The sequence below is a fragment of the Microbulbifer sp. VAAF005 genome (assembly GCF_030012985.1).
GTDB lineage: Bacteria > Pseudomonadota > Gammaproteobacteria > Pseudomonadales > Cellvibrionaceae > Microbulbifer.
Window position 1 is genome coordinate 5,003,121 of sequence record NZ_CP120233.1, and the last position, 26,556, is coordinate 5,029,676.

24 protein-coding genes and 2 tRNA genes are annotated in these 26,556 nt (G+C 42.0%); 8 read left to right on the forward strand and 18 right to left on the reverse strand.

The window, feature by feature from the left end; genetic code table 11:
- Positions 1 to 148 precede the first annotated feature (148 nt).
- A complete protein-coding gene (locus P0078_RS22500; RefSeq protein ID WP_282932103.1) occupies positions 149 to 466 on the forward strand; it encodes a hypothetical protein in 318 nt (105 codons plus the stop codon).
- A gap of 889 nt (positions 467 to 1,355) precedes the next feature.
- Here the strand turns inward: P0078_RS22500 and P0078_RS22505 are convergent.
- From P0078_RS22505 to P0078_RS22515, 3 genes are all read right to left on the reverse strand, one after another.
- Positions 1,356 to 2,438 carry a phytoene desaturase family protein gene (locus P0078_RS22505; RefSeq protein ID WP_282932104.1) on the reverse strand — a complete coding sequence of 361 codons (1,083 nt, stop codon included), beginning with the start codon at positions 2,436 to 2,438 and terminating at the stop codon, positions 1,356 to 1,358.
- A 17-nt stretch (positions 2,439 to 2,455) separates the two neighbouring features.
- A complete protein-coding gene (locus tag P0078_RS22510) occupies positions 2,456 to 2,776 on the reverse strand; it encodes a hypothetical protein (RefSeq protein ID WP_282932105.1) in 321 nt (106 codons plus the stop codon).
- Positions 2,777 to 2,850: 74 nt separating this feature from the next.
- Complete coding sequence (locus tag P0078_RS22515; protein WP_282934668.1) at positions 2,851 to 2,931, reverse strand: NAD(P)-binding protein; 81 nt, start codon at positions 2,929 to 2,931, stop codon at positions 2,851 to 2,853.
- Between the two features lie 325 nt (positions 2,932 to 3,256).
- Between P0078_RS22515 and P0078_RS22520 the strand changes: the two genes are divergently transcribed.
- Positions 3,257 to 3,613 (forward strand): hypothetical protein, encoded by a 357-nt coding sequence (locus P0078_RS22520; protein WP_282932106.1) that lies wholly within the window; start codon positions 3,257 to 3,259, stop codon positions 3,611 to 3,613.
- A gap of 150 nt (positions 3,614 to 3,763) precedes the next feature.
- Here P0078_RS22520 and P0078_RS22525 read toward each other — a convergent pair whose 3' ends face one another.
- On the reverse strand, positions 3,764 to 5,797 hold the full coding sequence (locus P0078_RS22525; RefSeq protein ID WP_282932107.1) for a hypothetical protein: 2,034 nt from the start codon (positions 5,795 to 5,797) through the stop codon (positions 3,764 to 3,766).
- 575 nt (positions 5,798 to 6,372) lie between these two features.
- On the opposite strand from P0078_RS22525, the gene P0078_RS22530 reads away from it, so the two are divergent.
- From P0078_RS22530 to P0078_RS22540, 3 genes are all read left to right on the forward strand, one after another.
- Positions 6,373 to 7,511 (forward strand): IS3 family transposase gene (locus P0078_RS22530; protein WP_282932108.1). Its coding sequence is split into 2 segments (ribosomal slippage): positions 6,373 to 6,622 and positions 6,622 to 7,511, totalling 1,140 coding nucleotides; the frame shifts between segments, so codons are not numbered across the junction.
- A 1,160-nt stretch (positions 7,512 to 8,671) separates the two neighbouring features.
- A complete protein-coding gene (locus P0078_RS22535; protein ID WP_282932109.1) occupies positions 8,672 to 9,481 on the forward strand; it encodes a serine hydrolase domain-containing protein in 810 nt (269 codons plus the stop codon).
- Positions 9,478 to 9,903 carry a serine hydrolase gene (locus P0078_RS22540; protein ID WP_282932110.1) on the forward strand — a complete coding sequence of 142 codons (426 nt, stop codon included), beginning with the start codon at positions 9,478 to 9,480 and terminating at the stop codon, positions 9,901 to 9,903. Before P0078_RS22535 ends, P0078_RS22540 begins: the two co-directional genes overlap by 4 nt.
- Before the next feature lie 213 nt (positions 9,904 to 10,116).
- Here P0078_RS22540 and P0078_RS22545 read toward each other — a convergent pair whose 3' ends face one another.
- Genes P0078_RS22545 through P0078_RS22560 form a run of 4 tightly spaced genes read right to left on the reverse strand, consistent with a single transcriptional unit; the run spans position 10,117 to position 12,721 of the window.
- Positions 10,117 to 10,725, reverse strand: coding sequence for a DNA-3-methyladenine glycosylase I (locus P0078_RS22545; protein ID WP_282932111.1), 609 nt, complete (start codon positions 10,723 to 10,725; stop codon positions 10,117 to 10,119).
- Between the two features lies 1 nt (position 10,726).
- Positions 10,727 to 11,026 (reverse strand): YciI family protein, encoded by a 300-nt coding sequence (locus tag P0078_RS22550; RefSeq protein ID WP_282932112.1) that lies wholly within the window; start codon positions 11,024 to 11,026, stop codon positions 10,727 to 10,729.
- Between the two features lie 26 nt (positions 11,027 to 11,052).
- On the reverse strand, positions 11,053 to 11,625 hold the full coding sequence (locus tag P0078_RS22555) for a TetR/AcrR family transcriptional regulator (RefSeq protein ID WP_282932113.1): 573 nt from the start codon (positions 11,623 to 11,625) through the stop codon (positions 11,053 to 11,055).
- A gap of 19 nt (positions 11,626 to 11,644) precedes the next feature.
- A complete protein-coding gene (locus P0078_RS22560) occupies positions 11,645 to 12,721 on the reverse strand; it encodes an alkene reductase (protein WP_282932114.1) in 1,077 nt (358 codons plus the stop codon).
- Between the two features lie 172 nt (positions 12,722 to 12,893).
- On the opposite strand from P0078_RS22560, the gene P0078_RS22565 reads away from it, so the two are divergent.
- From P0078_RS22565 to P0078_RS22575, 3 genes are all read left to right on the forward strand, one after another.
- Complete coding sequence (locus tag P0078_RS22565) at positions 12,894 to 13,601, forward strand: alpha/beta fold hydrolase (protein WP_282932115.1); 708 nt, start codon at positions 12,894 to 12,896, stop codon at positions 13,599 to 13,601.
- Between the two features lie 283 nt (positions 13,602 to 13,884).
- Complete coding sequence (locus tag P0078_RS22570; protein ID WP_282934669.1) at positions 13,885 to 15,054, forward strand: serine hydrolase domain-containing protein; 1,170 nt, start codon at positions 13,885 to 13,887, stop codon at positions 15,052 to 15,054.
- A 438-nt stretch (positions 15,055 to 15,492) separates the two neighbouring features.
- Entirely contained in the window at positions 15,493 to 16,980 is a 1,488-nt protein-coding gene (locus P0078_RS22575; protein WP_282932116.1) for an APC family permease, read from the forward strand.
- 100 nt (positions 16,981 to 17,080) lie between these two features.
- Here the strand turns inward: P0078_RS22575 and P0078_RS22580 are convergent, their stop codons facing one another.
- The 10 genes from P0078_RS22580 to P0078_RS22625 form a co-directional block, all read right to left on the reverse strand.
- A complete protein-coding gene (locus tag P0078_RS22580; protein WP_282932117.1) occupies positions 17,081 to 18,451 on the reverse strand; it encodes a cytochrome-c peroxidase in 1,371 nt (456 codons plus the stop codon).
- 316 nt (positions 18,452 to 18,767) lie between these two features.
- Positions 18,768 to 19,415: an MOSC domain-containing protein gene (locus P0078_RS22585; RefSeq protein WP_282932118.1), complete on the reverse strand. Its 648-nt coding sequence runs from the start codon at positions 19,413 to 19,415 to the stop codon at positions 18,768 to 18,770.
- A gap of 706 nt (positions 19,416 to 20,121) precedes the next feature.
- Positions 20,122 to 21,282: a patatin-like phospholipase family protein gene (locus P0078_RS22590; protein ID WP_282932119.1), complete on the reverse strand. Its 1,161-nt coding sequence runs from the start codon at positions 21,280 to 21,282 to the stop codon at positions 20,122 to 20,124.
- A gap of 571 nt (positions 21,283 to 21,853) precedes the next feature.
- Positions 21,854 to 22,432: a hypothetical protein gene (locus P0078_RS22595; protein ID WP_282932120.1), complete on the reverse strand. Its 579-nt coding sequence runs from the start codon at positions 22,430 to 22,432 to the stop codon at positions 21,854 to 21,856.
- Positions 22,432 to 22,746, reverse strand: a complete 315-nt coding sequence (locus P0078_RS22600; RefSeq protein ID WP_282932121.1) for a hypothetical protein — start codon at positions 22,744 to 22,746, stop codon at positions 22,432 to 22,434. Before P0078_RS22600 ends, P0078_RS22595 begins: the two co-directional genes overlap by 1 nt.
- Before the next feature lie 199 nt (positions 22,747 to 22,945).
- Positions 22,946 to 23,590 carry a right-handed parallel beta-helix repeat-containing protein gene (locus P0078_RS22605; RefSeq protein ID WP_282932122.1) on the reverse strand — a complete coding sequence of 215 codons (645 nt, stop codon included), beginning with the start codon at positions 23,588 to 23,590 and terminating at the stop codon, positions 22,946 to 22,948.
- 313 nt (positions 23,591 to 23,903) lie between these two features.
- Positions 23,904 to 24,074: a hypothetical protein gene (locus tag P0078_RS22610; RefSeq protein ID WP_282932123.1), complete on the reverse strand. Its 171-nt coding sequence runs from the start codon at positions 24,072 to 24,074 to the stop codon at positions 23,904 to 23,906.
- A gap of 107 nt (positions 24,075 to 24,181) precedes the next feature.
- A tRNA-Arg gene (locus P0078_RS22615) sits at positions 24,182 to 24,258 on the reverse strand.
- A 1,144-nt stretch (positions 24,259 to 25,402) separates the two neighbouring features.
- Positions 25,403 to 25,479 (reverse strand) — tRNA-Arg (locus P0078_RS22620).
- Between the two features lie 257 nt (positions 25,480 to 25,736).
- Entirely contained in the window at positions 25,737 to 26,348 is a 612-nt protein-coding gene (locus tag P0078_RS22625) for an outer membrane beta-barrel protein (protein WP_282932124.1), read from the reverse strand.
- Between the last annotated feature and the right edge of the window lie 208 nt (positions 26,349 to 26,556).

The following is a 26,556-nucleotide window of genomic DNA, read 5'->3' on the forward strand; positions in this document are numbered from 1 at the left end:
CTCTCATGATTTACTGCCAAAAAGAGGCGTGAGTTGAAGCCAGTGAACTGAATTTAGGGGGTTAGTTAACAAGTAAAGCTATCCGACGTCAAAACAGTCGTTTAGGTTTTGCCACCGGTGCTTTTATCGTTAGACATCTTAGGGAATTATGAATAAGCAAGAAAATAAAATTTTACGTTCTGTAGTCCGTTCCTACTCAAGAAATAGGATGCCAGTCTATGCTCGCATGCCCTTTGTTGTTATTAGCTCGATTGGCATGATTGTTTTATTGGTTGCTGTGAAACGATTATTGGTAGCTGGCGAAATTAATATTTACGTGACCTTTTCAATTTTGCTATTTTCAGGTGGTGCAATAGGATTTGTATCTATAGTTAGAGCAAGCTATAAATGTCAACCATTTATCAAGCCGTATTTGGATCTAAGTGCCATAGAGCAAAAATTAAGTGACGCAGACAAAAGAGAATAGTCTCCCATGGAAGTTGAGAAGTGTAAGTAAATAAGAGGTCGGTTTTACTGAATTAATAGGTGTATATTTATATTTGTTTTGGCTGTTTTCCAGGGTGAAGACTCAAATGATCTATTGATTTTAACGGTCAAGATATGAAATACCTTTGTATTTCGTAGGGGTTTTATCTATGGCCTTAATATGTCTAATAGTCTCTTCCATCTTCTTTATAGTGGGAGAGCCTGAAGTTATTTGGTATGGTTGATATTTTCAGTATTTTTTATACTGTTTCAATTATCAATTCTATTGGAAGGAATACATAGGAAGAGGGTTGAGTTACGGCGGGAGTATGTTGAATTTGACTCAGGAAGAATAAAAAGAGTTATTTTCGGCCAGTTGGAATAGTTGATAAATGGTTGGAGATTGTAGGGGTTGCTAAAGTAACTAGCAATGTGGGGTTCAGTGATGGTATCCACTGGATGATCATGAATTCTGAAACAATGTATCTAATGGCGCACTAGCTTCCCTTAAGCCAATTGAAAAATTACAGACATTACCTAACTCTAATGATGATGTGGTTAATTAAGGAGTGGGAAGTGTAGACAATAACTACGTTGTCGGTTGGAAGAGGTAGTTTTTAGTAGCTAAAACTCAGAATTATTTTAGAGCATTGCTGCGAAAGAAAAAGTACTCACAGCTTTGTGTGCGCCAGTTAGTAAGCAGTACCTGCGAATGAAAAGAGTTTCTTTGAGAGCCATTCTGACCGGGGGAGGTAAGTAAAAATCTTGAGTGGTGCTTGAAAACAAACTTCGCCTACTATTTAGCAATGACTGAGCCCAACAGGTATTAGTTTTTTCTCAGCCCGCTTTTCGAGCTCCAGGTATTTTTTATTATCGCCAATGGGGTACCCTTATCTATCCCTTAAAATCTCCATCGCAGCATTATGTCCTGGAATTCCAGTAACTCCACCTCCGGGGTGGCTACCAGAACCGCAGAGATACAACCCCCGAATCGGTGTGCGATAATCAGCAAAGCCCATAAAAGGGCGGTTGCTCCACAGTTGGTCCAGCCCCAAGGCGCCATGAAATATATCTCCCCCTATCAAGCCAAACTTGCGCTCTAAATCTAGCGGTGAATGAATTTGTTGGGCGATGATGGAGTCATGGAAATTGGGGGCATGTCTAGTGACAGTATCGATGATAGTTTGGGCTGCAAGCTCACGACAATCATCCCAGCTTTTGCCATCTGGCAGTTCTGGAGCGAATTGTTGGCAGAAAAGGCTGGCGACATGCTGACCTTGAGGAGTCAGGGAGGGGTCTATAGTAGAGGGAATCAACATCTCTACAATAGGTTGTGTTGACCAGCCGTGTTGGATTGCATCCATATAGGCCTGCTCCAAGTAGTTCATTGTGGGGCCGATGACAATTCCAGACTGGTGATGCGGTTGTAGATGAATTCCGGGCTTGCAGGTGAAGTCTGGCAGTTCAGACAGTGCCACGTTCATACGAAAAGTACCGGAACCTACTCTGAAAGCGCGCACGCGGCGACGGAATTCCGGTTCTAGATGTTGTTCATCAATCATTTGGGAGTAGAGCAGTTTAGGGCCGACATTGGCGATTACTTTTTTGGCTGTAATCGTCTCCCCGTTACTTAGCTGTACACCGCTAGTACTACCTCCTTTAACCAACACCTTGCTAACTTCAGTATCTGTACGAATAGTAATCCCGAGGAGTTCTGCTTCTTTAAGCATAGCTTGGGTGATAGCACCCATACCGCCCATGGCATGCCCCCAAGCACCTTTCTCACCGTTAGCCTCACCAAACACATGATGTAATAGTACATAAGCGGAGCCGGGGGTACTGGGAGCCGCATAGTTTCCGACAATAGAATCGAAGGCGAATGCTGCTTTGACATGGTCACTTTCAAACCAGGCATCCAATACACTCGTGGCGCTCTTGGTAAATAAGTCAAGCGCATCACGGCGTGATGCCATACTCAGTTTCTTTGCCCTTAAACCAAAGCCGCCTGCACGCACCAAGTCCGCAAAGCCGCCACCCACATTGGGGGAGAGCGCAATAGCTCCTCACGCAGAATATTAGCTACGGATTCCAGCATGGCATAAAAGTCAGGTAGGGTAGCTGCATCCCTCTCTGAGAAGCGAGCGACTTCTGCTTGTGTATCCAAAAGATTTTTATGGAAGGAGAGACTTTTTCTATCTGACAGCGGGAAAAAGTTAGATTGTGGCCGTAATTTGATTTCCAGGCCATGCTCATGCAAGTTCAGATCTTCGATGATTTTTGGGTTGAGTAAACTCACAGTGTAGCTTGCCACTGAGTTTCGGAAACCTGGATGAAACTCTTCAGTAACCGCAGCGCCGCCTACTATAGATCGGCGCTCAAGGATTGTTACTTTTTTCCCGCTTTTGCCAAGTAGCAAGCACACACTAGGCCATTATGACCTCCACCAATAATCAAAAAATCCTTCATTATTATTCTCTATGTAGATGAGGATTAGGTTAGATATATAAAAAAATACCAGAAAATAAGGGGGAAATAAATATTTCAAGCACGGTTTATGTGGCTCAAGATGATGCCTGACCATTTATCACAATAGATCTAAGATGGAGTTGGATTTCTGGATTTTTATTGTGATGGGATAGGCCAATTTACCGATATTGATATTACACAGTGATAGAGTGCCTTTCTTGTTATATGTTTCACTATGTCAGATGGGTAGAATGATAGAGCCTATTAAATCAACCTTGTATCTGACTATTAATGTTTTACGTTTCAATCACTGAAAGGAATTCTAATGAAAACTATACTGCTTGTTGTGTTGATGACTATGCTTATGCCCCTATCCGTATATGGAGACTGTGAAAGAGCATGGAATATTAGTGGTAATATTTATGTTGAAGGTGTTAGTTTTCAGAAAAAAGAGCATGCAGGCGAAATGTATTGCTATGCTGAATTTTACTATGATAATGGCGATTACCTGCTCGATAATTACACTCTCGAGGAGTGCTATATTGGTGAAACAATAGTAGACTGGCGGGGGAAAGAGATGGCAACCATTAAAATGACGATGATTGCCAAAGTGCCAGATATACATGGGGATTATGGGGTCAGTAATAAGATAACTCATACTTACTACAACTGTATCAATTGAATTTAGTTATCGTTGACGTAAGTTTATGATTGTTTATCCTGTTATATAAAGCTAATTTATTAAAGACGATTGTTGATTAAAATGTTCCATCAGGGCCTACCGATACGTTGGTTATTGTCAGTGGGCCCTGGGTTAATTGAAAGAAGCTAATTAATATACATACACTGCGCCGGCTAAAGGTGCATCATTGTTATCCTGCCCGACACCTTCAGTTCCATCAGAATTCCCATCTTCGAAAGGTGTTGCGATGACTAAGGTCTGCCCGTCAGATGATATTGCCAAATTGTGTCCAAACATATCACGAGAATCTGTATTACTGGCCTTGATATAGTTGCCTGTTTCCCATGTACCAGATAGAGCGTTATAGAGATAAATGTAGGCCGCACCAGAATTTAGCTTAGATTGATCTTCAATTAGTCCTCCCACACCTGTAGCCCCGCCATTATTGTTCGGAGCAGCGATAGCCAAAATGCCACCATCACCAGATAACTGAACTGATTGACCAAAATACTCGCTGCTCTGTGGAGAGAGAGACTTTATATAAACCGGATTCCCCGGCAGGTTACTATCATTGTATCCAGACCATGGGTCAACCTTTTCATTTGCATCAGGCTCTCGATATATATAAGTCGCACCAGCGTATAGATAGTCGTAGTCAAATTCTACTGGGGGGGTTGCAGTAACTCCGCTACCGGAGCCTACTTCTCTAGGCGCTCCGATAGCAAGTACTCGACCATTTTGGGAAAGAGAAACAGAGTAACCAAAATTTTGACCATAATCAGAGTCAGAACTCTTTAAGTAGGCGGCTTGCTCCCAGATTTGGGTATCAGTCTCTCGAAAAACAAAAACTGCACCGTAATCGAGATTATCAGAGCTTGATGGTGTATATTCCCTATCGCCTGGGTCAATCCAATCCATTGGTGCTCCAACAGCTAATATTTCACCATTTTTAGAAAAAGCAAGTGCTGCTCCAAATTTGGATTCATAGAGATATTCTTCTGGAAATTTCGTATCTGTATCTGAGCCGGTAAATTTTGGAGCCAATGTTTGTAAGTATTTTACCTCGGAACCTTCCTCTGCATAGATGTCAATCTCATAAATGGAAATGCCTTCCAAGGTTTTAGCCGCTAAGCGCTTACCATTTGAAGATAAGGCTAATGGACTTCTATATAGAAATTTATCATTCCAGTCATATGTGTGAGAAAACGTATTAAAAAGTTTCCAATCCGTATTTTCACGTTTAAATAGATGGAAAATAAAGTTTTTTGACATCACTGCTAGTATTTTTCCATCAGCTGAAAGTTGTAATTTCCGCCCAAAATAAGCTTTTTCCTGCGGGTTAGCTTCAATCAGCTTACTTCTCTGTTCCCATTCAAAATTCTCATTCCGTTCAAAGGTATATACTGCACCTTGAGAGTCCTCCTTACCGGAGTAACTGGATGCAGAAACTACCATAACCGTACCATCGTCAGAGATAGCCGTTGAGTATCCAAATAACTCCCAGTCAGTGGAATTATCTGACTTTAAATAGCTAATAAGATCTTTGGATTCATCTGTTTCCGGCGTATCCAGTGCTTGAGTTGAAGCTATAATTCCCCCCTCAGCATCGACGGCATGTAGTTGAAATTGGATATCTTTATTGGTGTTTGGCTGGAAAAGATGAAGCGGAACATGGAACTTAAAAGTATGTGCACCCTTGGAGATTGAATCAAAGAGAATCCTCGCGTCTGGGGTGCTGCCATCAGACCCTACGATACTGCCGAAGGAGCCATCAAGTTGAAAATGATTGAGTTGAAGTATGGCATTTACTTCATCATTTAAAACCCACTCAATTTGAAAGCTAGCCTGAGCATTCCCTATATTCTCGACTGCTTTAATAGTGGCAGTAGAGAATAGTTCGGGTTCGGGTTCGGGTTCGGGTTCGGGTTCGGGTTCGGGTTCGGGTTCGGGTTCGGGTTCGGGTTCGGGTTCGGGTTCGGGTTCGGGTTCGGGTTTAGGTTCAGGTTCAGGTTCAGGTTCAGGTTCAGGTTCAGGTTCGGGTCCAGATTCTGACACAGGAGCTGCTTGTGAGTCCGATACCGACTTTTCCGTGCTTTCACTACCGCCACCACCACATCCTGTTAAGATGGTGATTGCTGCTAAAATACTAAATAATATAGTTTTATTCATCGAATCAATATTCATCCAAGCTGAATTTAATCTTTAAGTGAGTATCTTCCAGATACTTAGCTTTTAACTAGGTTTACTTTGCCTTGCTAAAACATATGGTCTTCAAGTATATCAAGCACTTGTGTTTTCTAGCTACCTTCATTCATCAAATAGAAGAGAAGTTAATTGGTACATATGTGGAGTTATTGTCAGAAAAAATGGATTCTTCAATAGGGGCTAAGCTCTGACTTTTTTAATTTTAGATCGAAACTTGATTGGTAAACAGCTCGATTCTTGTTGGCTTGGCTCGACTGGCTGCGATATCTACCGATATCCCTATGGAGATCAGATCGAAGTGTAAAAAATATAGATGTTACTTAATGATAGAGCGAACTTAAATTGCATCTATCAAGCATAAGATTTACCAAAAACGACAGCTTAATCAGTTGGTGCAAATTAAGTTGAAGTCTTTGGTGGGAATATTTATGAGGGTTTTGATTGGGGGGAGTTATTTTTCCACTGCGCTCTGCGGTGGCGTTTCCAAGATCTGTAGTGGTCTAATCCTTCCGGACACTTCGTTAAGATGGTAAAACTACCTAGCGAGGTGAAGTATGACAACAAAAGGTACACGCCGGAAATTCAAGCCGGAGTTCAAGAAAGACGCCGTAGCTCTTGTCTCAGAACAAGGGTATTCGATTTCCAAGGCCGCAGAGGCTGTAGGAACCACTGCTAACAATCTGCGACGCTGGATAAAGGAGCTGGAGCAGGAAGAGAGCGGAGTAAGGTTGGATTCGGGCGAACGAGCTGAACTGGATCAACTGCGACGTGAAGTAAAGCAATTGCGGATGGAGAAGGAAATCCTAAAAAAGGCCAGCGCCTTCTTTGCGAAAGAAATGAAATAAAGTACGAATTTATTAAAAAGCAGCAAGGTAGCTTTCCAGTTAGAGTGCTCTGCCGAGTAATGCAAGTAAATAAGAGCAGCTATTACGAATGGTGTCGTCGTAGTGATAGCCCAATAGATGGCCAGATTTGGCAACTATGCCATCGATTGAAGGCCTTATTTGCAGAATCTCGTGAGAGTCTCGGAAGCCGTCGGTTAATGAAGCTGTTGCGCAAAGAAGGCTTTGAAATTGGGCGTTATCGAGTCCGCAAACTCATGAAAAAGCTCGGCTTGGTAGTAAAACAGAAGAAGCGATTTACACTAACCACAAATAGCAAGCACCAACTGCCAGTTGCTGAGAATCTTCTAAATAGGGATTTCTCACCGAGTGCTAAAAATCAAGTTTGGACTACGGATATTACCTATATCTGGACTTTGCAGGGTTGGTTATACCTAGCAGTGGTAATTGATCTTTATTCACGCCGGATTGTTGGCTGGCACTTAGACCGCCAGATGGAGACGGCCCTGGCAAGTCGTGCACTGGTTATGGCTATCAATTTGCGCACCCCAACAAAAGGTCTGCTGCATCACTCTGATCGAGGTAGCCAGTATGCCAGCCATAGCTACCAAGCGCTACTAAAGCAGCATGGAATGGTGTGCTCAATGAGCCGCAAGGGAAATTGTTGGGACAATGCACCTACTGAGCGTTTTTTTAGTAGCCTGAAGCGGGAATGGTTAACAGGAAACCTCTATCCGACAAGGGAGGGTGCGATAACAGACGTGAGGGCCTATATTGCGTATTACAATTCACGCAGGATACATACAACACTGGGGGACGTAACCCCTATCGAATTTGAAAAATGTGCTTAGGAAAGTGTCCGGTTGGAGTTGACCACAACAATCTTTCAAAACAACAAAAGTAGTCCTCCCAAGCATGCGGTAGGTTTGCGGGTTTTCTCCGGTCCCTAATTTTTATAAAAATTTCTAGTTCATTTTCAATGGAAGCATAGTATTGCTTCATTTCATTTTTGGTGTGAGGGTTTCGAAAGTAACGGTAGCTCACTTTGATCTCCATTAGCTGAGAGTTGCTAATGAAAACCAAAGCCGTTATATGCCAATATTAACTTGTGGCTCATGTTTTTTTTGCTCACTAAAATTATGTCCTCCGAAGTGAGGATTGTAGCAGGTTTATTCAGTTCTTAACAATCATAAAAATAATAGTGGCTGGTACGTAAACTGTCATTTGTAAGATTTGACAAGATATTTTAGTAAGGTGCAAATTGATGTGGTGTTGTAATTATAGCCTAAATGCTATTTGTAAATTCTAATAATTTAACTTTTAAATATGGCACTTTGTATTAATCCTAGGTTTTGTGAGTGGCGGTGGTTAAAAGTTAACTTTGTGGGGCGGCGCATTGTTTGAGCTCTATTAGTACATTGGTGGTAAGCTTGAACAGATGTTCCACTATAGTGAGTACTTTCAAAGCTTAGTCCAGCTATATTTATGGATTAACTATTAGATCTTTAGGTTAATTCTTATCCTATCCAACTATATTCATACTGTGGAGTAGGGGCAACGAAAAATCCTAGGGGATGTGTTTGAAGGCATCGTTAAAGGATACCGATTTTGATAAAGAAATGGATGTTTGTAAGTGGTCGTCTGGAAAGTAGGCGTGGATGAGATATTGTCGGAAGAATTGTTTTTGAAGTTGCCGGGCAATTTTATCGCAACTACTACTAGAACTTAGAGGTTACTTTACGGAAATAGAGAGTAGCTATATAAGTGAGTTTTATATTAACGTCTCATCTGTTGTTGGTACTAAGGGATGTAATTGAGGCTGGATATTGCATAGCGCTTAATTTCGTATTTCTACGTGGTGATGAAGGCTATGTAAGAGCTTACCGGTAAGTAGGGATCTGTCCGTTTAGTAGCTTAAATACAGTTACAAAATAAGGAAATCTTATGTTTTTGTGGATTTTTATCAGTCATTACTGATTATCACAAATAAAAATGAGCTATCTATTGTGGTATGAGTAACTTCCATTTGTTTGTATTCTGTTTGATTGATACAGTCATCAAAGTATTTTCACGTAGTTTATACACTTCAAAAGGATTTAATAATATGTACAAACGTTTTACTTTTAGTACAGCGCTTTTATTGTGCGCTTTATTTCAGTCTGCAAATGCAGAATCTCATGTAGATAACTTGGATGATCTTTTTGATAGCGTGATTTCTGAGGATTCAGTGCCAGGAGTTAGTGTTGCTATAGGAGAAAATGGGCATGTTAGTTGGGCAAAAGGCTATGGCTATGCTGATTTGGAATCTCATGTTCCAATGACAAGAAGGACAAAGTTGAGGATAGCAAGTATATCAAAGGTTGTTACAGCAGCTGCTTTAATGAGATTAAAAGATCGGGGAGTCATTGAGTTGGATTCCTATGTTGGTCCATTGGTGGAAGCGTGGCCTGGATCACATGCAGATATTAGCTTTAGGCAGATAACAAATCACACTTCTGGCATACGCTACTATAGCTCTATGGAGGAAATACTATCTAATGTGGAATATAGCTCTACGATAGATGCATTAGATATTTTTAAAGATGATGATTTACTTTTCTATCCTGGAACAGACTTCCAATATTCAACCTATGCCTGGACACTACTTGCTGCAGCGATGGAGTCCGCATCAGGAGTTGAATTTAAGGAGTTAGTGCAAGAGGAAGTATTTGATTCCCTAAATCTAAAAAATAGTACCTTTGATGAGAATTCTCCTATCATATCTCATAGGCAGAGGGCCTATTCTTATTGGGGGAGAGTCTTAGCAATTCACCTGAGGTGAATAGCAGCTATAAATACGCCGGCGGCGGTATGCTCTCAACACCAAGTGATCTGGTTAGGTTTGCATTATCTCATCTTGATAGCCGCTACTTGAGTGATGAATCGATTTCTGAGCTTTTTACTCCAGGTACTCTAACGAGTGGCGATGAACTGGACTTTGGTGTGGGCTGGGTCGTTGCTTTCAATACCTTGCTAGATCGGTATAATTCAGAAGAGGATGTAGACCTGATTAGAGTTATTCAGGAGCACCCAAATGTTAAGATGATTGATGGTGCGAGTGTTGGCGCTACTAGTGTCCTGATGCTTTGCCCCGACCATGCCCGTTCTGTAAGTATTATAAAGAATGTAGATAGTGAACAAACGGCGGACTTAACTGCGTTGTCGTTAAAGGTGTTGGATTTTTTTCACACAAGAAGTAGGTAGTTTTAATTGGTAAAGAGTTAAAGCTGCGGGTTATAAAATTGTCTTTCCCTTCCTCAATTTCACCGTATGAAATCATAGGTGAGGGAAAGCGGTTTGATCTCTTTGCTTTGACTTTAATTTGTAGCGTGCTAAATTTTTGTCTCATGTTCAGATTTATATTTCTGAGATAAAGCAAGGTTGTTTTAGCCTTAGTGGTAAGCATGTTGTCTGACATCAGGGTATTATAAAGTTACTTCTAGCCCTCTGTATTTTTGATCGGGTTATGCACCCCTCCAGGTGATCATTAACCAGTCCCATTGCTTGCATAAAGGCATATACTGTCGTTGGACCTACAAATTTCCAGCCTAGCTTCTTTAAGTCTTTCGATAATGCAATTGATTCACTTGAAGTAGACTTAGATTGAGGTTTTGCAAGTACTTTATCTTCAGGTTCATATTTCCAAACAAATGATGCAAGAGAGCCCTCACTCTTAACGATTTCTTTGGCACATTTTGCATTGTTAATAACTGCTTCAATTTTTCCTCGATGTCGAACTATCCCTTTATTTGTGATTAATTGCTCGATACTTTTCCTGTTAAAGTGAGCCACTTTATTAAAGTTAAAGTCGTGAAATGCCTCCCGAAAATTTTCCCTTTTTGAGAGGATAGTTCGCCAGCTTAGACCGGCTTGAAAACCCTCCAGGCATAATTTTTCAAATAGTCGGAAATCATTATCAACTGGATATCCCCACTCATTATCATGGTACTGCAGAAAGTCTGGTGCAGAGAAACACCAGCTACAGCGGTAGTTACCGTCAGAACCTTGAGTAAGTTGTGTAGTCATATTAATTTCTCTCAGCATTTAATAGAAATTTAAGCGATTGGTTAGCTTTCGATGAATTAATCTCTATGACTTCAGCGCTAACGATACTTTCAGAGACAAAAGGATCTTGGTTGATACGTACTAGTAGATCTTCATGGGTGGTGTTGAATGCTAAAATGCCCCCGCCGATTCCAGGCTTAATACTGCCCGATAATAGAAATACTCCATCATCGAAACCTTTCTGAAGCCACGCTTTGTGGTCTGGCATATATTTTGCCGCGTGTGCTTTTTTCTCTGAAAATTTCAACAAGATAATAAACATATACTTGCTCTTCCTTACAGATGATATTATTTTTCCATTCTATATGTATCGACCCAATGGCACATTTTACTGATTTCTTGCTCGGCGTAGCTCTTGTCTTGAAAAGCGGTTGCCATGGTTGCAATTCCCTGACTCCAAGAGAGTACTTGTAGCGCAAGATTATCTGCATCAATATTGTGGGAAATTTGTGTGAATTGTTTTCTCAGCCATTCTCGGAATAAGGTGAAAACTTTAGTGGCATCTTTGCGATTCAAATGATTCAACTTGGCAAGTTCATTGGATAGCGTGCCTACGGGACAGCCGAAATCCTTAATTTTATCCCAGTTAGCATCCACAATACGGATATAACACTTGATTCTTTGGTTGGGTGTGTCTCCTTGTTTTTCCCATTCTTCAAGCATTGCTTTGGTTTTTTTTAGTCTTCTTTCTATAACGCCAGATAAGATTTGGTCTTTTGTTTTAAAATGGTGGTAGAAGTTTCCTCTGGATATATTTAATAGATTTGCGATATCCTTGAACGAAGTGTGTTCAAAACCCTGCTGATAGAATAAGTCATCTGCTATGGCGATGATTCGGTCTCGGGTGTCTATTTTTTCCATAGGGATCACATTATTGAGTTTATACTTGAGTTGCGAAAAATGGATAGTCGGTGTAGCCTTTTTCATTTCCACCGTAAAAAGTCGAGTGGTCGGCCTGGTTGAGTGGTATGCCTTTTTTAAGTCGGTATACTAAATCAGGGTTAGCTAAAAATGGTGTTCCAAATGCAATTAGGTCGGCACTATTATTTTTTAGGGATTTTTGAGCTCGTTCAAGATTGTAGCTATTATTGGCAATGTAAACACCCTTGAAACTTTCGCGTAGAGCTTGATAGTTTAAAGTCCTTTTATTCTTTATCATGTCGCCTTCCAAAATATGCACGTAGGAAATATTTCGATAATTTAGCTGCTGTAATACATACTCGAAATTTTCTTGTGGATTGGAGTCGTACATTGAATTAAAACTGTTCTCTGGTGTGAGACGTATGCCAATGCGATTTGAAGGCCAAGTTTCCAATATGGAATCAATGACTTCGTTTAAGAGGCGCATCCGGCTTTCTATATTCCCGCCATAGACATCATTGCGCTGATTAGTTCCGTCACGCAGAAATTGATCAATTAGATAACCGTTAGCACCGTGAACTTCAACTCCATCAAAGCCAGCTTCTTTCGCCATTTGTGCTGCAAAACCAAATTGCTCCACGACTTCTGGAATCTCACAAGTTTCTAATGCGCGGGGATAGACAAAATCCTTTTTGCCCTCGTAGGTAACAGCTTGTCCAGTTGGCTTGATTGCCGATGCACTAACGGGAACCTCTCCACTTGGCTGTAGAGTGGGATGGGATATCCGACCGCAGTGTTGCAGCTGTATATAGATTTTCCCATCAGCCTGATGTACTGCATGGGTTAACTTTTTCCAGCTATCAACTTGCTCAGTAGTGTATATACCTGGTGTATAGGGATATCCAATGCCTTGGGTAGAGACAGGAGATGATTCAGCGATAATTAGGCCAGCGCTTGCCCGCTGTTGGTAGTGAGTAACCATTATAGGGGTTACGACTCCATTTTTGTCCGCCCGATTTCGCGTCATCGGTGCCATAACCATTCGGTTTGTAAGTTGAAGACCGGATAAGTCGAAGGGGTGAAATAGACTTGCCATGCTGTATCTCCTTTTGACCTGGCATTAATACGACTAGGACGGGCGACCTAGACACATTAATGCTAGGTCAATCGTCCTAGATGTGTCAACTGTTTGTTTATTTCTATACTTGTGAGAACTCAAGCGGTGACAATTTATACAGTCGGCATGTCCGGCTAATGGTGATGCCAATATGGCAACATTTGTCCTGGTTCATGGTGCTTGGCAGGGTGGCTGGTGTTGGAAGCGGGTCTCAGCGTTACTTAGGCAATATGGCCATGAGGTATATTGTCCGACTTTGACTGGCCTTGGGGAGAGGGCACACCTACTATGTGAGTCGATAGACCTAGATACGCATATTCAAGATATCCTCGGTGTTGTTGCCTGTGAAGAGTTAACAGATATTGTTCTGTGCGGCCATAGCTATGGCGGAGTGGTAATAACAGGTGTTGCTGACAAATTGCATCAATATATTCGCTCACTAGTCTATCTCGATGCCTTGGTCCCAGAAAATGGACAAAATGTCATCGATCTTTTGCCCGCTGATATCGGCATGGAGCTTCAGAAAGCTGCTAGAACCAAGGGGGATGGCTATCGTGTAGCGCCAACTCCGGCTATAGCTTTTGGGGTCGGCATGCAAGATCAGGGTTGGGTGGATCGACACTGTGTCGATCATCCGTTGGGGTCTTTTGTACAAGCAATAGAGCTGCAAGGATTGTGGAAGCAGGTAGCTCGATATCGATATATCTACGCGACTGGGTGGACGCCAGGTATTGGCGGGCCGTTCTTCAAAAAAGCTCAGAGAGAAGTTGGTTGGGAAGCGATGACCATTCCCTGTGGCCATGATGTGATGATAGATATGCCCAAGGAACTTGCACAAATTTTGGTGGCTTCGATTTAACGCTTGTCGTCACTTAAGGTAAATACTGAGCATCCACTTATACGAGCTTTGATAAGTGTTAAACCGGAAATATTGCAGTGTACTGTAGGTTTACGACCGGTAATAAAAAAGTTTGCCTTGCTGAATCCATTTTTAGCATTAGATGCGTCTAATAAATTTGTTGTTGCTTCAATATGGCTCACCTCGGTTTGGGAATATTTGCAAACTTTAGTAGTTGATAAGCGAGTGTGCCTCATTGGGTAAAGAGTTCCGGTGTGACTATGGTAAGTTCGAAGTGAAAAAAATGTTAAAAAATTATTTATTATTTGGTTTGGTAGCGTTATTTGCTGGCTTGAGTTTGAGAGCCTATGCTGCTGATGATAAATTTTATAGCGCGGAACAGAAGATTGTAGAGCTAAAGGAAGAGTTTAATTTACCATCACTATCTGTTGCAATTGGACTTAACAATAGACTAACTTTTGCCCAAGCAGTAGGATATTCCGATATTGAAAAGGATCTGGAAGCTAATACGGATACCCAATATTCGGTTGGCAGCTTGTCTAAACCAATGACTGGCTTGGCTGTGGCCCGGTTAGTTGCTACTGGGAAACTGGACTTGCGACAGCCAGTAAGTGATTATCTGGAGCGTCCTCAATATACGTCGAAATTTAGTATTGCTGAGCTTGCGGCACACACTGCTGGAGTGCCACACGATACTCCTGAGAGAGATTTAGCTGAGTTCATTGATGTAAAGGATCATCAACGTCCTATGGATGCGTTTTACGTATTCGATAAACATCCTCTTTTATTTGAACCTGGAACCGGGCAGCACTATTCATCAAATGGATACATATTGCTATCTGCTGTTATCGAGGAGGCATCTTCAAAAGGATATGTCGATTATCTTAGCTCTGAGGTCTGGGATCGTTTGGGAATGAAGGCTACTGAACTGGATACCTCTTTTGCCGGACAGGAGAGTGAAGCAACTTACTATTCCAGTGTGAACAAAGAAGGATTACATGTTCGCTCGCTCGACAAGCGAGATAGGAGTTTCCTTTTTGGTGGTGGAGGTTTTATTTCAACACCAACTGATCTAGTGCGAATGGCTCAAGCCACCTATGGAGTAGGGTATCTGTCAGTAGAGGCCCTACAAGCGCTTTCAATGCCGGTAAAATTGCGTAGTGGCGAGATCAATGAGGAAAAATACTCACTTGGTTGGAGGGTGGCTAGTGTCAAGCTAGGAAAGGATGATAAGTCATGGTTAGCGCTGCATCATGGTGGAGTGACTGATAATGCTGCTACGGCTTACCTTTTAGTTGTTCCTGAATGCAAAGCTTCAATAGCTTTTGCGACTAATTATGTGCCAGGTCAGTTCTGGCGCATGAGGGGGCGTATTGCGTCAATCTTGAAGGAATATATTGATATTCAAAGTTGTGACCGTTGGAGCTTTGCTCAGTCTTCAGTGGATGCTTAGTACCTACCGCTTGATTTCAGCCAAGGTAGCCTGTGCAGTACCACTATGTATCCATGATACTACTGGATATGGGAGCGATTCACTATAGCATTTGAGCTAGAAAATATTTCCAAAACTTGTCTTTAGGGAGAGAGAGAGGCTTTTACCACCTAAAGCTTGATAAAGTGACTGCATTGAGAGTCGAGGTATTTTGGTAAAGCGTATTGGCCCCTAAGGGAGTTGGTGGTAGTTTATTTAACTTACTAAATACAGACGGCTTTTTATTCCTAAAGCGCAATAGCTTCATGTTTAGTTTTGATTTCTGACCTTAAACAAAAAGGATAACTTACTGTTCCGTGGTTAAAATGAATCGAGCTAGCTAAACTAATATTACTGGCAGCAGGGCCAATCAGGTTAAATAGATACGATACCTGCGAAACACTCCAGAAAACGGTTGATATGGGTCGTGCCAAAGGCGGGAAAAAACGCGTTTCTCTGTTGAGTGCTACGCTGCTTAGTGCCACCTGTATGATAGGTTCGGGTTGGTTGTTCAGTGCACAACTTACTGCAAACTATGCCGGTAATTGGGCTTTTGGAGCTTGGATATTAGCGGCACTTTTGGTCTTGATGGTAGGTTTGTGTCTAAGTCGGGTAGTTGCATTTTATCCGGTTCGTGGGGCTCTAGCACAGTCTAGTGCACTGTCACACAATAGCATCTTTGGGATGCCATTTGCGTTCGCTAACTGGTTTGGCACATTAATGGTTGTTGCAACCGAGGCGCAGGCAACAACCCAATACCTCTCGTCTGCAATAGATTCTTCTTTGTTAATTGATAATCATACCTTGACCCCATGGGGAAAGGTATTGGCTTTAAGTATTCTTTTTATATACTTGGTAATTAACTATTATGGAATACGATTTCTTGCCAAGATCAATAATGTTATTACTGTACTAAAAATATTTACACCGACATTTGCAATAATCGTATTGTTAATAGTTGTATTTAGTAACGATACAAGTGGGTCAAATTTCTCAGTTGACCCTAGTCAGGAATTTGGCTTCAAAAGTGCTTTTTCAGCAGTTATTGGGGCGGGTTTAATTTACTCGTTTAATGGCTTTCAGATCAGTGTTGCATTTGCCAGTGAAATAAAACATCCAAAACGTAATATTCCTTTGGCCGTCACTTTTTCAATTGCAATCATGACGCTCGTTTATCTGGCATTACAATACGCTTTTATGGCGTCAGTACCGAATGACCTCCTGGTGGAAAATGGTGGGTGGAAAGGAATTAATTTTGACTCACCGCTTTTGGACTTGGCGACGCTGCTTGGATTGCATTTTCTTGCGATGGTACTACTTGCTGACAGTGTAATAAGCCCCTCTGCATCTGGATATACCTATTTGGGAGCATCGTCGAGAATTCTATTTGCAATGGCCTCAGTAGGACAAATGCCACGATGGCTGGCTGTTTTAGATCCTATACACAATTTATCAAGACGCTCGATGCTCACTAATTGGCTGATAGCTGCAGTTGTACTTGCCCATGCTGATAGCTGGGCGGCTTTAATGGTGATCGTTTCTGGATATCATATTGTTGGATATATGGCAGCTCCCATTAGTATGGGAGCATTGGAGCCCAAGCTAAGAAATTTTGGAGTAGTCGTTTTTGCTCTGCTGGGGATACTAATGACAACGATAACCTCATCATCTTCATTGTTGTTGGTTTGTGTATCTTTGTCTATTTTAATTTGTATTTATGCATCACTACATGTGGTCAGTATTGGGTTGAAAAAGCTGGCAGTGCTTGTTCTTCCATTTGTTATTTACTTGTGGCTTCTATATTTTTTCCAATATGAATGGTTGGTTTTGGCTTTTTCTGCTGTCTTTTATTTGCTGATATCTTCAAAACCGTATGTGAGATTTTGCAGGGTATATAATAAATTGTGATTTCACAAGGCGTATTTTCACTTTGTAAATATTGTGTTCTATTTAATGGGGGGTATGTGCACTTGGAGATTTTGGATTTGATTCCAGGTGCACAGAGGAGTTAATCAGATATTGGCAAACCGCTGGGTACTGAATCGGGAATATTCTCACTTAGATCAAGGCTATTTGGATCGGTCAATGCTTTCAGAAATTCTACGATATCAGAAACCTCACTTGCAGACATATTGGCGGGTCTTAACAGGGGTTCTCGTAGTGCGGCTTGTGCTATCGATCCAGTCCGAGCTGGGCTGTTCATTACGGTAAAGTCTATTTCATCTAAATCGGTTCGAGAAGGTAATATGGCCTGGCTTTGATCATAGGTCATTAAGGAGAGAACAGGATTGTTATAGTGATTTACAATGCTCTCAAGAGTTGTATAAGCACCAGAGTGCCCATAGGGCGCGGTTAATTCAATATTTCGTAATGATGGCGTGCGGAATTTAAAGCGATCTGCACTATTACCTGAGACTCGTTCTCGGCCAAAATCTTCAAGCCCGTCTGAGAATCCCTCTGTGTTATCTCCCAAGCCAGGGCCAATTTGCGGCATAGCGATAGCATGAAATAGATTGTCTGTTTGGAGTGGGCCGGCATGGCAGATTGCACAGCCTTTATCATTAAATAGCGCCATGCCGCGTAAAGCAGCTTCGCTCATTGCATCTTCACCTCTTAATTGCTGATCGAATGGCGAATTAAGAGCTTGCCAAGCGCTAATTTCAAAGGCTGCAATAGCATTGGCAGCCATGACAAATGTTATATCGCTTTGGGTTTCCACATTTTCCGGATAAGCCGCCGCAAAAAATTCAAAGTAACCAGGAATATCACGAAGTCTCTTAGCGAGTAATTCCCATACGCCGTCTTCACCAGCAAGTTTGCCCTCTGCTACAGCGATAGAAATTTCGTTTTCTTCATCTTGCCCTGCCATTTCAGTTGCCGAGGTAACTGGAAACATAGCTTGGACTGAGACTATATTTTCCAGGCCAAGAGGTAAATCTGACCCGGCAGGACTGCTAAAGCCAGATTCTTCGTTGAGATCTATAGCAACACGTCCATCATGGAATAGATGCTGTACATTACCGCGTCCCAGGTTGAAAAGCCCTTGAGAGTTGCGTTCGACACGTTGGACTATAGCGTCATTGCTAATACCAGTATCGCGTAGATTCCCTAATCCCTGCCCACCTTCCCCCACCGGCAGGGAAAGAGCATCACCGGTATGAGTGGATGGGTGATGGCACGTTGCACATGAAATATTTCGATTTCCACTTAGCTCCTTATCAAAAAAAAGCAACTTCCCTAGTTCAATTTGCTCCGCAGTCCCCATTTCAATTCCTCCTGGCTCTCCGGGTGGGGGAGGTGTGGGTTGGGCTTGACTATAAATACTAAATATCAATAGAAATATGAGTATCTTATATTTGATAAAGATTTCAATGCTCATCAACCTGTTCCTTGTTTGTTGCAGTCTGGGACCAAAGCACCAATGAATTACCCTTTATATATGACATGGGGTACTAGCTGAAACGTCCTTAAATGGAAGCGGTTGACAAGAAATTGAAATATTTAATATTACTTGGATTTTTATTGGTGATAAAAATTAAAACCAATATTTATTGCTGAAAAATAATCATTAATAAATTGAATAGTGAAGGGGGGATGTTGATGGTCAGATTCTTGCTTTAGTTAAATGCTTGTCTAAGCATCTGCTCTCCAGGGAGTATATTACCAAGTAGTGAGCATGATGGATTTATCAACCATTAGAGCTTGGATAGTCGTTTTGTAGCTTTTTCTTTCCACTCTTGGGATAACGGCTTTAGAGTACTTGCTATTTGGAGTACCTCCCTTGCATTAGAAAATTGCTTATCAAATAAAGCTCTGAACAATGATTGTACACTGACTGAGCCTGGAGCTTTAAATATCTTGTTAAATAGATCTCCGCTTTCAATATGGCCTTCCTCAATGACTCTAAAATATACCCCACAGTTAAAGCTGCTAGTGAGAATCTTGGTTGCAAACCTATTTTCGAGGGCCATATTTAGCTTGAAGCAGGGTACTCTAGGTTGACTTACTTCTAGAATGCAGCTGCCAATGCGAAATTGCTCTCCAATATAGATCTCCTCTTCTTGGAGGCCGGCTATTGTTAAGTTCTCACCAAACAAGCCATATTTGAGTTCTTTTCTGCCTAACTGCTTCTTCCAAAAAGAGTGGTGATCAAAAGAAAATGCATATACTGCCATATCTTGACCGCCATGATTTTTCAAATCTGCCTGCTCATCTCCCTCAAGATTGCCTTTGCCTACAAAAACTTTACCCCGAACGGGATTTTTGAATATCCCTGTTGTGACGGTTTTACCCTTGTATTCAATGTCAACTTTCTTGGATGTATTGATAGAAAGGAGTTTCATGTTTTCTCATTTTTGGAGAGTTCTTTGTCAGGTCCATATTTTAACAAAATATATTATTGAAGCACAGCCTTCTAAGGTAAAAGAGTACTCATCTATTTATCGGTTGATACAATTTGCTTTACCTTTTCAACGTGTTAGAAAATATTGGGCGATAAGGTTAAACTCTTGCGTTTCTAGTGGGGGTAGTCTTACATGATATTTCTATTTTATGTATTTCTGTTAATGTGTTGAAGATTTTTCGCGGTACCAACGCCAGCGATCTTCTTCGTATTCATAGCAAATGTTATCGCAATGCTCCTTCTTATCTACACACCAATCTTGATTTTCATTATTTTTAATGCAGTCGTAATAGCTATTTTTGCAGGTTTTTACACATCTGTTCCTCGCTTCTCGATCATGAAGCTCGCCAGCTCTAGCGTATGTATGGAAGTAAGGTGTTAGAATGATTATAGTCGCTAACAGATAAGCTCGTTTTGACATGATTAAAGTGTCGACCAAGTTAATTTTTTGAACGATAGTGTCATTGGCTTTGCTTCAGTGAGAAACCTTATATTTTTTTGAAATATTTATTTTTTATTGGTGAGGTGATTGTTAAGTTGTTTTCCAGTTTGGGGGCTCTCTGATTAAACTTATAGCGGCGACTCAAAGTACTTTGAGTCGCCGCTATAAGTTTCGGATAATTGTCCTTTGTTAGCCGGGTGAGCTTTTATCCATTGGCGGTGGCCAGCTGGTCAATTACCTGCTGTATCGTTTCTCCATTGTTTTTGATGAGTCGATCTGAGTGAATTTTGAGAGAATCAATATTGTCGTAGTCGAATAGACCGACATGTGGCTCCGTCACCTCCACATTGAGATAGTTGTACTTAACTTTTACATTGTCAGAAAGAAGCTTGGCAATTTCCAGTGCATGGATCTGCTGCTCATCCATTGATCTCTGAACACTGGAGATGGCATCTCGCGTCCACTGTATTATGCCCCAGTTCTTTAAGTCTTTATATTTAACTTTTGAACTAGTTAGTGGTGAGGTTCCAGAGCCAAGAATTAATATATAGTAGTTCTTGTGAGGGAACTCCTTGATAATGTCCAGAAGCGCTACACTTGCAGGGTTGTTAGCTGAAATACCTGCATCCGCAAAATATTTGTGATCTATCTCATTGCTATCAGCCATAAATCCGACGGGAGGGAATAACGAAACCCCACTAACAGCAGCCGTAACCAACTGATAAAGACTGTTGGTGGGAAGTGCGCTAGTATCTTCTCCCCGGTTTTTGAAGAGGTGAAGCTCACCGGTATTTACACTGAGAGAAGGAATAATCACATAGTTTTTCAGGTCGGTGAAATTCAGCTCGGGTGTATAGTGCTTCTCCAGTACCTTATGAAGGCGACGACCCAGATATTTGGGTGAGAAGAGGCCGGAGCCCGTTAAGAGTTTATGATACCAGGGGGTGGAGAATAAGTAGTTACTCTTTGCCTTGTACAAGTCAATGAGCAGGTCTGTTTTGGAATCAATGTCAGCATAATTTCTAGCCAGATGAGAAGATCGGACATTCAATCCGGTAACGATGACCGCTCCTGTTGACACACCACTGAATACATCAAAGAGCTCGTCAACTGGCTGTCCGAGAGCTTCCTCCAAATGCTTGATGACGTAGAGTGGAATAAGTCCACGAATACCACCGCCATCAACAACTAGAATATTAATCGTGTCTTTATCTCTTAAATGACTGCGTATCGTATTCTCATTGTCACCCACTGGTGAGTGATAAAATGTTGCGCTCGCTGTAAGGATATAGTTATACAGATAGGCGCAGACAGTAAAGATCACGATGATCACTGTACAGATAACAAGAATATAACCGAGTTCCATTTCCGCACCTATCAGGTATTGACGCTACATGGGTATAGACACTGAATCTTCGAGGTTGACCAATCAGAGGAGACTGGTTTTGTAAAGCGTGGAGTCGGTGAAAAATCTATGTGATATTAATTCTTATGGGTTTAGTGGTCCCTAGTTTTTTATTTTTATTGGGAGATTTTTGTGAGAAAAAGGTGCGCTTTTAAGGTTGGCGCGTCTTATTTTTAGTTTTCTGGTAATGATTATTTCGTATATCGATTTTTTCGAAATTATCGATATATTGAAGGTGGATGATTAGTTTTCCAAATTTATAAGATGACTATTTAGTTGTTTTCTGTAGATGAGGCGCTTGGTGAGGATTTATCCTAATTTTGAGTAATGTAGATTCCAGGAATAGGGCGTACTTATGTATTAACTTATTGATTTTTGTTATCTTTTATTTGACTGCAGGTTCCGATTTTAGCTGATTTTTACACCATAAAGCTTTGATCCTGAGGGAGGTCTTTCCTATCTGGCCGGCCTCAATTTAATTGATATGAGAGGTTCATATGTATACATTTTGGTATCTGTGCCTCTCAGTACGCTAATGTGTGAATCTTTCAGGCTGAGCTAGTGGCGGCTTCAGCAGGGGGGAGTGCTTCTTAAAAGTGGTGAGCAAGGATTTAGCTTCCTTAAGATTAAGCAAATGCTCTCTAAAGGAATTGGCTCCAGCATTAACTCCCAGAGAAATCAGTTTCATTATTACGGTGAAAGCTAACTCGGATTTTAGGTAGGGTGTAAATGCGAGGAATGCATTAAATATTGATTGATGAACTCTGTTTAGTAGTTCTTGTATCTCGGGATTATTGGTTGATATTTTTTCTGCCTTTTTTTCAAAGGCTTTTAGTTGGTTGACATACTCTGAAAACAACCTGAGATTGAACACTACTGTTTTATGTTCTTTATAGCCGGCAATGATAGTGCTAAGTGCATCATTGGTCTTTCTTAGGGCAATATAATCAGTTCTTGATAGGTCAGTATACGAGTTAGAGAGGTAGTTGATCGTATCTCTCCGTAACTGACAAAACTCAAATAAGTGCTGATCATGTTTCTTCACCTCCAGAAGTTGGTACATTTTGGTGAAAATGAAAGCTAGAGCAATTGCGGGCAATAGATAGAGCACTACTCAAACTCCTTTTCATTAACTGGCTTTCTAGGCGCGGCTTTTCTGGTCGGGGGCGAATAAGAGAAGGCATTATCCATCAGCTTTAAAAACCTATCCCTATATTCTTTATTATCTGCTGCAAGCCGGTCAATTTCAACTTGGCGGTCCTTTAGGCGACCACTGTACATCCAGAAAAGCAGGTAATGTGCAAAGATGAAAAATATGACAAAGAGGCCATTCTTTAGCCCCATATTTTGAACAAACTGGAGTATATCTTTGAGGATATCAGTCATGTAGTCCCTTACTTCTGATTTTGACAGCTCCTCATGCATTTTTAACTATTGAGACTCTTGATTCAACTTGGTTTAACCTTGAACAGCAATTTTGGTACTTGTGTCTTGTTTGCTGTTGTTTAAATCCTGGGAATGGCCTTAGTGAGATCGGGGGGTGCTCGACTGCAGGGCAAGCCGCTCCTCTGTTGGGCTGTTAGTCTAAGTATGAGGGGGCTGAAATGGTAAACTGGTTTCCACTTCAAAGATTTCCCTTATTGCAGTCTGGGTTAAAGGGGGCTACAAGGCCAAATTGTTGGGTGCTGTTTAGGGTATTTCCAGTAATTTGGTTATTCAAGCTGTTCGAATTGGTGACGATAATGCCGCCATTGCTCGATAGTGTCGAAATCCCATTATTGGATATAGTGTTGCCTGCAATCGAATTGCTTGAGTCGCCACTCAGGTTAATACCCAACTGGCCATTTTCTGTCACACTGTTACTTACTATGTTGTTGAAATAGTCGTTTATCGGAAGTCCGGCCTCGCCGTTATTCTCAATGATGTTGTTAGGGAGCCTCTGAATAACTCCGTAATGCCTCTGCGGGTCTTGAAGGCTGCAGATGTTAGGCGCAGCTCGCCGCGAATGGCCGTAGCCCTTTGCAAGAGCTGCAACGCAGCAGCTGTGGCCTTCAAGGCCCGCCCTTCGGGGCGTGCAGAGCGATTCACACTCCGCGTTGCGACTTCTTGAAAGGTCTAGACATTCCTGCGAAGCCGCGCCTTGATTGTGAACCGCTCTGCATGCCAGAGGTATCACGGAGTTATTCAGAGGCTCCTTAGATATAAATTTTAAGTCACTGCCAATCTCGAAGCCATCTTGGCTAAACCTAGAGGCGGTATTAACGGACATATTGTTGTAGTCCCCCAGGGTCTCAATGCTACCAGAGGTGGATCAGGCAGCAGGACCCGTGATATCGACGTTAGTAATGATATCGCCTTTGCCAAAAAGCAAAATGGTATTTCTTGGAGCGCTATTTATTCCAATATTAGAGGTGGAGTGGAGGCCTGAGTTGGAGGTGGTGGCTCCACTTGTGCAGTTGGTAGGCCGTCGCCGGGAATTGCTGCGGTGCTCTGGAGCTTTATTGTGTAGAAATCCGTCTGTGTTGAGTCCTGCGGTGCATAGTTAAGCTCAAACCCTGCCATATTTGGGCTGCCTGTTGGGCCTAAAATGGTGATACAGGGTTGGTGGCACTTAACTCACGGTTAAGGTCCCGAGGTTGAGCGGTGGGCTCAGATACTGTGCCACCGTACTTAACAGCGAGTACTGCGGTAAAGGCTATGGCCAGCAAGCCTGGTTGCTCGAGCATGTCCAGATTGGTGATGTCCATATCCATAGTGTTACCCCTGAAAACCTCTCCTTGTTTTCGTAGCCCTGCGATTTGGGTTGAGGTTGCCGCAATAAAAAAGGGGCTTACGTCAAAAAACGTAAGCCCCTTGAAAGTGGCGCGCTCGGGAGGATTCGAACCTCCGACCGCCTGGTTCGTAGCCAGGTACTCTATCCAGCTGAGCTACGAGCGCGTCGAGGAGGCGCACAATATAGATAGGCAGGCGCAGAGTCAAGCATTTTCTTCGGCTATCGGATTGTTTTTGATATTTGGCGACATTAAGGGCTGGCAATATGTTGGCAGGGGTTGTTTTGATCGAGGTAATGCTATCTGAGTTGATAGTGAGGGAGGCTTGCGCTAGGTGCTGGCTGTCGCAGGGCATTTGCTTGACCTTGTCGCAATCTCTCCCGGTTGAAACTCGCTGAAGAGCGATGGTTTACGATTTGGTTGGTGGGGCGACTATTAGGGTTTCATTTCAAATCGAAGCAAAAGCGTTATTTGTAACATTCTGGTTGAATGTGGTGATGCATATTTTGACTGACCATCCGGATAGCGGAGCATTACCGTAGGGCTTGAATTTAGAGGTTGATAAAAATCAAATTTGATGCGCTTATCTTTCAATAATTTAATAAGAGACTTACTGGCTTATCAAAAGTGTTACAAATTTTATGGCGATTTTGTGGCGGGTATTTTTTAGGGTGCTATTGTTGGAGTTTTTTAAATTGAGTTGCGTAGTTATTGGGAATTGAAAAAGAGATCGAGTTGGGCGAGGTTTGTAGCTCCGTCCAATTGCCTGGAAAGGCCGCTATTAATATCACTGGATGATATTCCCCGTGTTGCCACTACCAAATTACACAATATTGATTGCCTCGTAGGCTCCATCTTGAAAGGTTGCTGTTGTATTGGATACGCCAGTCTGAGCGTAGAGGCAAAATTTCTACTCCCAATGAGCTGGTGAAATAATTCATTTAGCTTGCTAGGTTGTGTAGTAAGGGATTGAGTTGATGATCCTCCAAATGAAAATACGAGATTAAGCACACCGTCTTGAAGGACTTCAGCTGGAAAGTCGCTGGCGGAAGGGGGTGCGTGGCTTGACCTCAGCTTGCTCAGTCACTTCTCTCACGGAAGCCCTATGGGTAACCCCTTGCAGCCATCCTTGTTGCAATATCTTGGCTGGGTCAATCGGTGTAGGGAAAGTATTACTGATATAGGGTGGGGATGCTATGGGGAGGCGGAGTGTCAAATCAGCAGGGATGAGGTTTAGGTTTCTTGTGGATTGAGAGAGGTGTGAGTAGGTATAAAAAAGCCCGGACCTTTCGGTGCGGGCTTTTCGTGTGTGGCGCGCTCGGGAGGATTCGAACCTCCGACCGCCTGGTTCGTAGCCAGGTACTCTATCCAGCTGAGCTACGAGCGCGTTACGGGTGCGGATATTATAGATGCCCCTGGCACAAGTCAACCTAAAGAATAAAAAAATCCTTAAAAATCATTGTGTTGGCTAAAGATTGGACATTTAGGGTATATAGTATACGTCGCGGATAGCCCCTGCCAGGGTTGCACTTTGGAAGCTTCTTGACCAAGTAGTCGCTATTCCTGGGTGGGTAGTGTTGTCAATGTTAGGGGAGGTTAGGAGCACCGTAAATCTGTGCTCCTTAAGGATTCTTCAACGATTGGTTAGAAGCGAACTTCCAGTGACAGAGAGGCCCCGCTTATTCTCACGATGTCATTATCGATTCTTGTCCACTGCAGCCTGCTTGAAAAGCTGTCGGTAAAGTTGTAGGTCGCTCCAATACCGTAGGTCAGATCGAAACTATTATCCTTGGATTCATCAATAGGGCTTAAGGGGCCATCGTGTAGCCAACTTGATTTTGGCCTATATACACTGTCGACCCTAGTGTATGAAATGCCTAGTAGGGCGTTCAAAGTAAGGCTTTCCAATACGGGGTACTGAACAACAGAATTTATCTGAATGTTGTCGGCATTAATAGTCTCATCATCAGTAATATATGTGACATTGGTTGCGTAAGTGCTGTAGGTCTCGTTAAAGTGATTGTACTCGGCCTCCACAGAAAAATACTTATGGAATTGGTAGCCGACATATATCTCGGTCGAGCGAGCATGATCCGTAAATTGCTCACCTGCTTGATAATAATCTGGGAGGTCTTTTTGACCATCAAAAGCATAGTTGCCAGTGCCTATTCCTAAATAAAATGGTTTTTCTACAGCCATAGAGAAGCTGGAGATTGTCAAAGCCGGGAGTAGTAGAAACCATCTAGAAATTTTCATGCCCGTTACCTCTATTCCTTTAAAAGGTGATGTTACTATTTAGCTGAAGCGCGTTTATATTTTTTTTGATGGATGTGGTCAAGTTTTTTGGAGGATTTAAAGGGTTTGAAAATAAAATATTTTGGTACCATCGTAAGATTAAGGTTTAATCTTTGTTGCTCTTTATGCCGGGGTGGCTAGTGGCTGATATAGAATTTGAAGCCAAAAC

Excerpts from the sequence above, each read along its gene's own strand:
- P0078_RS22525 (WP_282932107.1), bottom strand. The coding sequence starts at position 5,797 with ATGAATATTGATTCGATGAATAAAACTATATTATTTAGTATTTTAGCA.
- P0078_RS22565 (WP_282932115.1), top strand. The coding sequence starts at position 12,894 with ATGGCAACATTTGTCCTGGTTCATGGTGCTTGGCAGGGTGGCTGGTGT.
- P0078_RS22560 (WP_282932114.1), bottom strand. The coding sequence starts at position 12,721 with ATGGCAAGTCTATTTCACCCCTTCGACTTATCCGGTCTTCAACTTACA.
- P0078_RS22600 (WP_282932121.1), bottom strand. The coding sequence starts at position 22,746 with ATGCATGAGGAGCTGTCAAAATCAGAAGTAAGGGACTACATGACTGAT.
- P0078_RS22570 (WP_282934669.1), top strand. The coding sequence starts at position 13,885 with ATGTTAAAAAATTATTTATTATTTGGTTTGGTAGCGTTATTTGCTGGC.
- P0078_RS22520 (WP_282932106.1), top strand. The coding sequence starts at position 3,257 with ATGAAAACTATACTGCTTGTTGTGTTGATGACTATGCTTATGCCCCTA.
- P0078_RS22610 (WP_282932123.1), bottom strand. The coding sequence starts at position 24,074 with ATGGATATGGACATCACCAATCTGGACATGCTCGAGCAACCAGGCTTG.
- P0078_RS22550 (WP_282932112.1), bottom strand. The coding sequence starts at position 11,026 with ATGTTTATTATCTTGTTGAAATTTTCAGAGAAAAAAGCACACGCGGCA.
- P0078_RS22585 (WP_282932118.1), bottom strand. The coding sequence starts at position 19,415 with ATGAAACTCCTTTCTATCAATACATCCAAGAAAGTTGACATTGAATAC.
- P0078_RS22515 (WP_282934668.1), bottom strand. The coding sequence starts at position 2,931 with ATGAAGGATTTTTTGATTATTGGTGGAGGTCATAATGGCCTAGTGTGT.
- P0078_RS22535 (WP_282932109.1), top strand. The coding sequence starts at position 8,672 with ATGAGTAACTTCCATTTGTTTGTATTCTGTTTGATTGATACAGTCATC.
- P0078_RS22545 (WP_282932111.1), bottom strand. The coding sequence starts at position 10,725 with ATGACTACACAACTTACTCAAGGTTCTGACGGTAACTACCGCTGTAGC.
- P0078_RS22505 (WP_282932104.1), bottom strand. The coding sequence starts at position 2,438 with ATGGCATCACGCCGTGATGCGCTTGACTTATTTACCAAGAGCGCCACG.
- P0078_RS22555 (WP_282932113.1), bottom strand. The coding sequence starts at position 11,625 with ATGGAAAAAATAGACACCCGAGACCGAATCATCGCCATAGCAGATGAC.
- P0078_RS22605 (WP_282932122.1), bottom strand. The coding sequence starts at position 23,590 with ATGTCCGTTAATACCGCCTCTAGGTTTAGCCAAGATGGCTTCGAGATT.
- P0078_RS22590 (WP_282932119.1), bottom strand. The coding sequence starts at position 21,282 with ATGGAACTCGGTTATATTCTTGTTATCTGTACAGTGATCATCGTGATC.
- P0078_RS22580 (WP_282932117.1), bottom strand. The coding sequence starts at position 18,451 with ATGAGCATTGAAATCTTTATCAAATATAAGATACTCATATTTCTATTG.
- P0078_RS22625 (WP_282932124.1), bottom strand. The coding sequence starts at position 26,348 with ATGAAAATTTCTAGATGGTTTCTACTACTCCCGGCTTTGACAATCTCC.
- P0078_RS22575 (WP_282932116.1), top strand. The coding sequence starts at position 15,493 with ATGGGTCGTGCCAAAGGCGGGAAAAAACGCGTTTCTCTGTTGAGTGCT.
- P0078_RS22500 (WP_282932103.1), top strand. The coding sequence starts at position 149 with ATGAATAAGCAAGAAAATAAAATTTTACGTTCTGTAGTCCGTTCCTAC.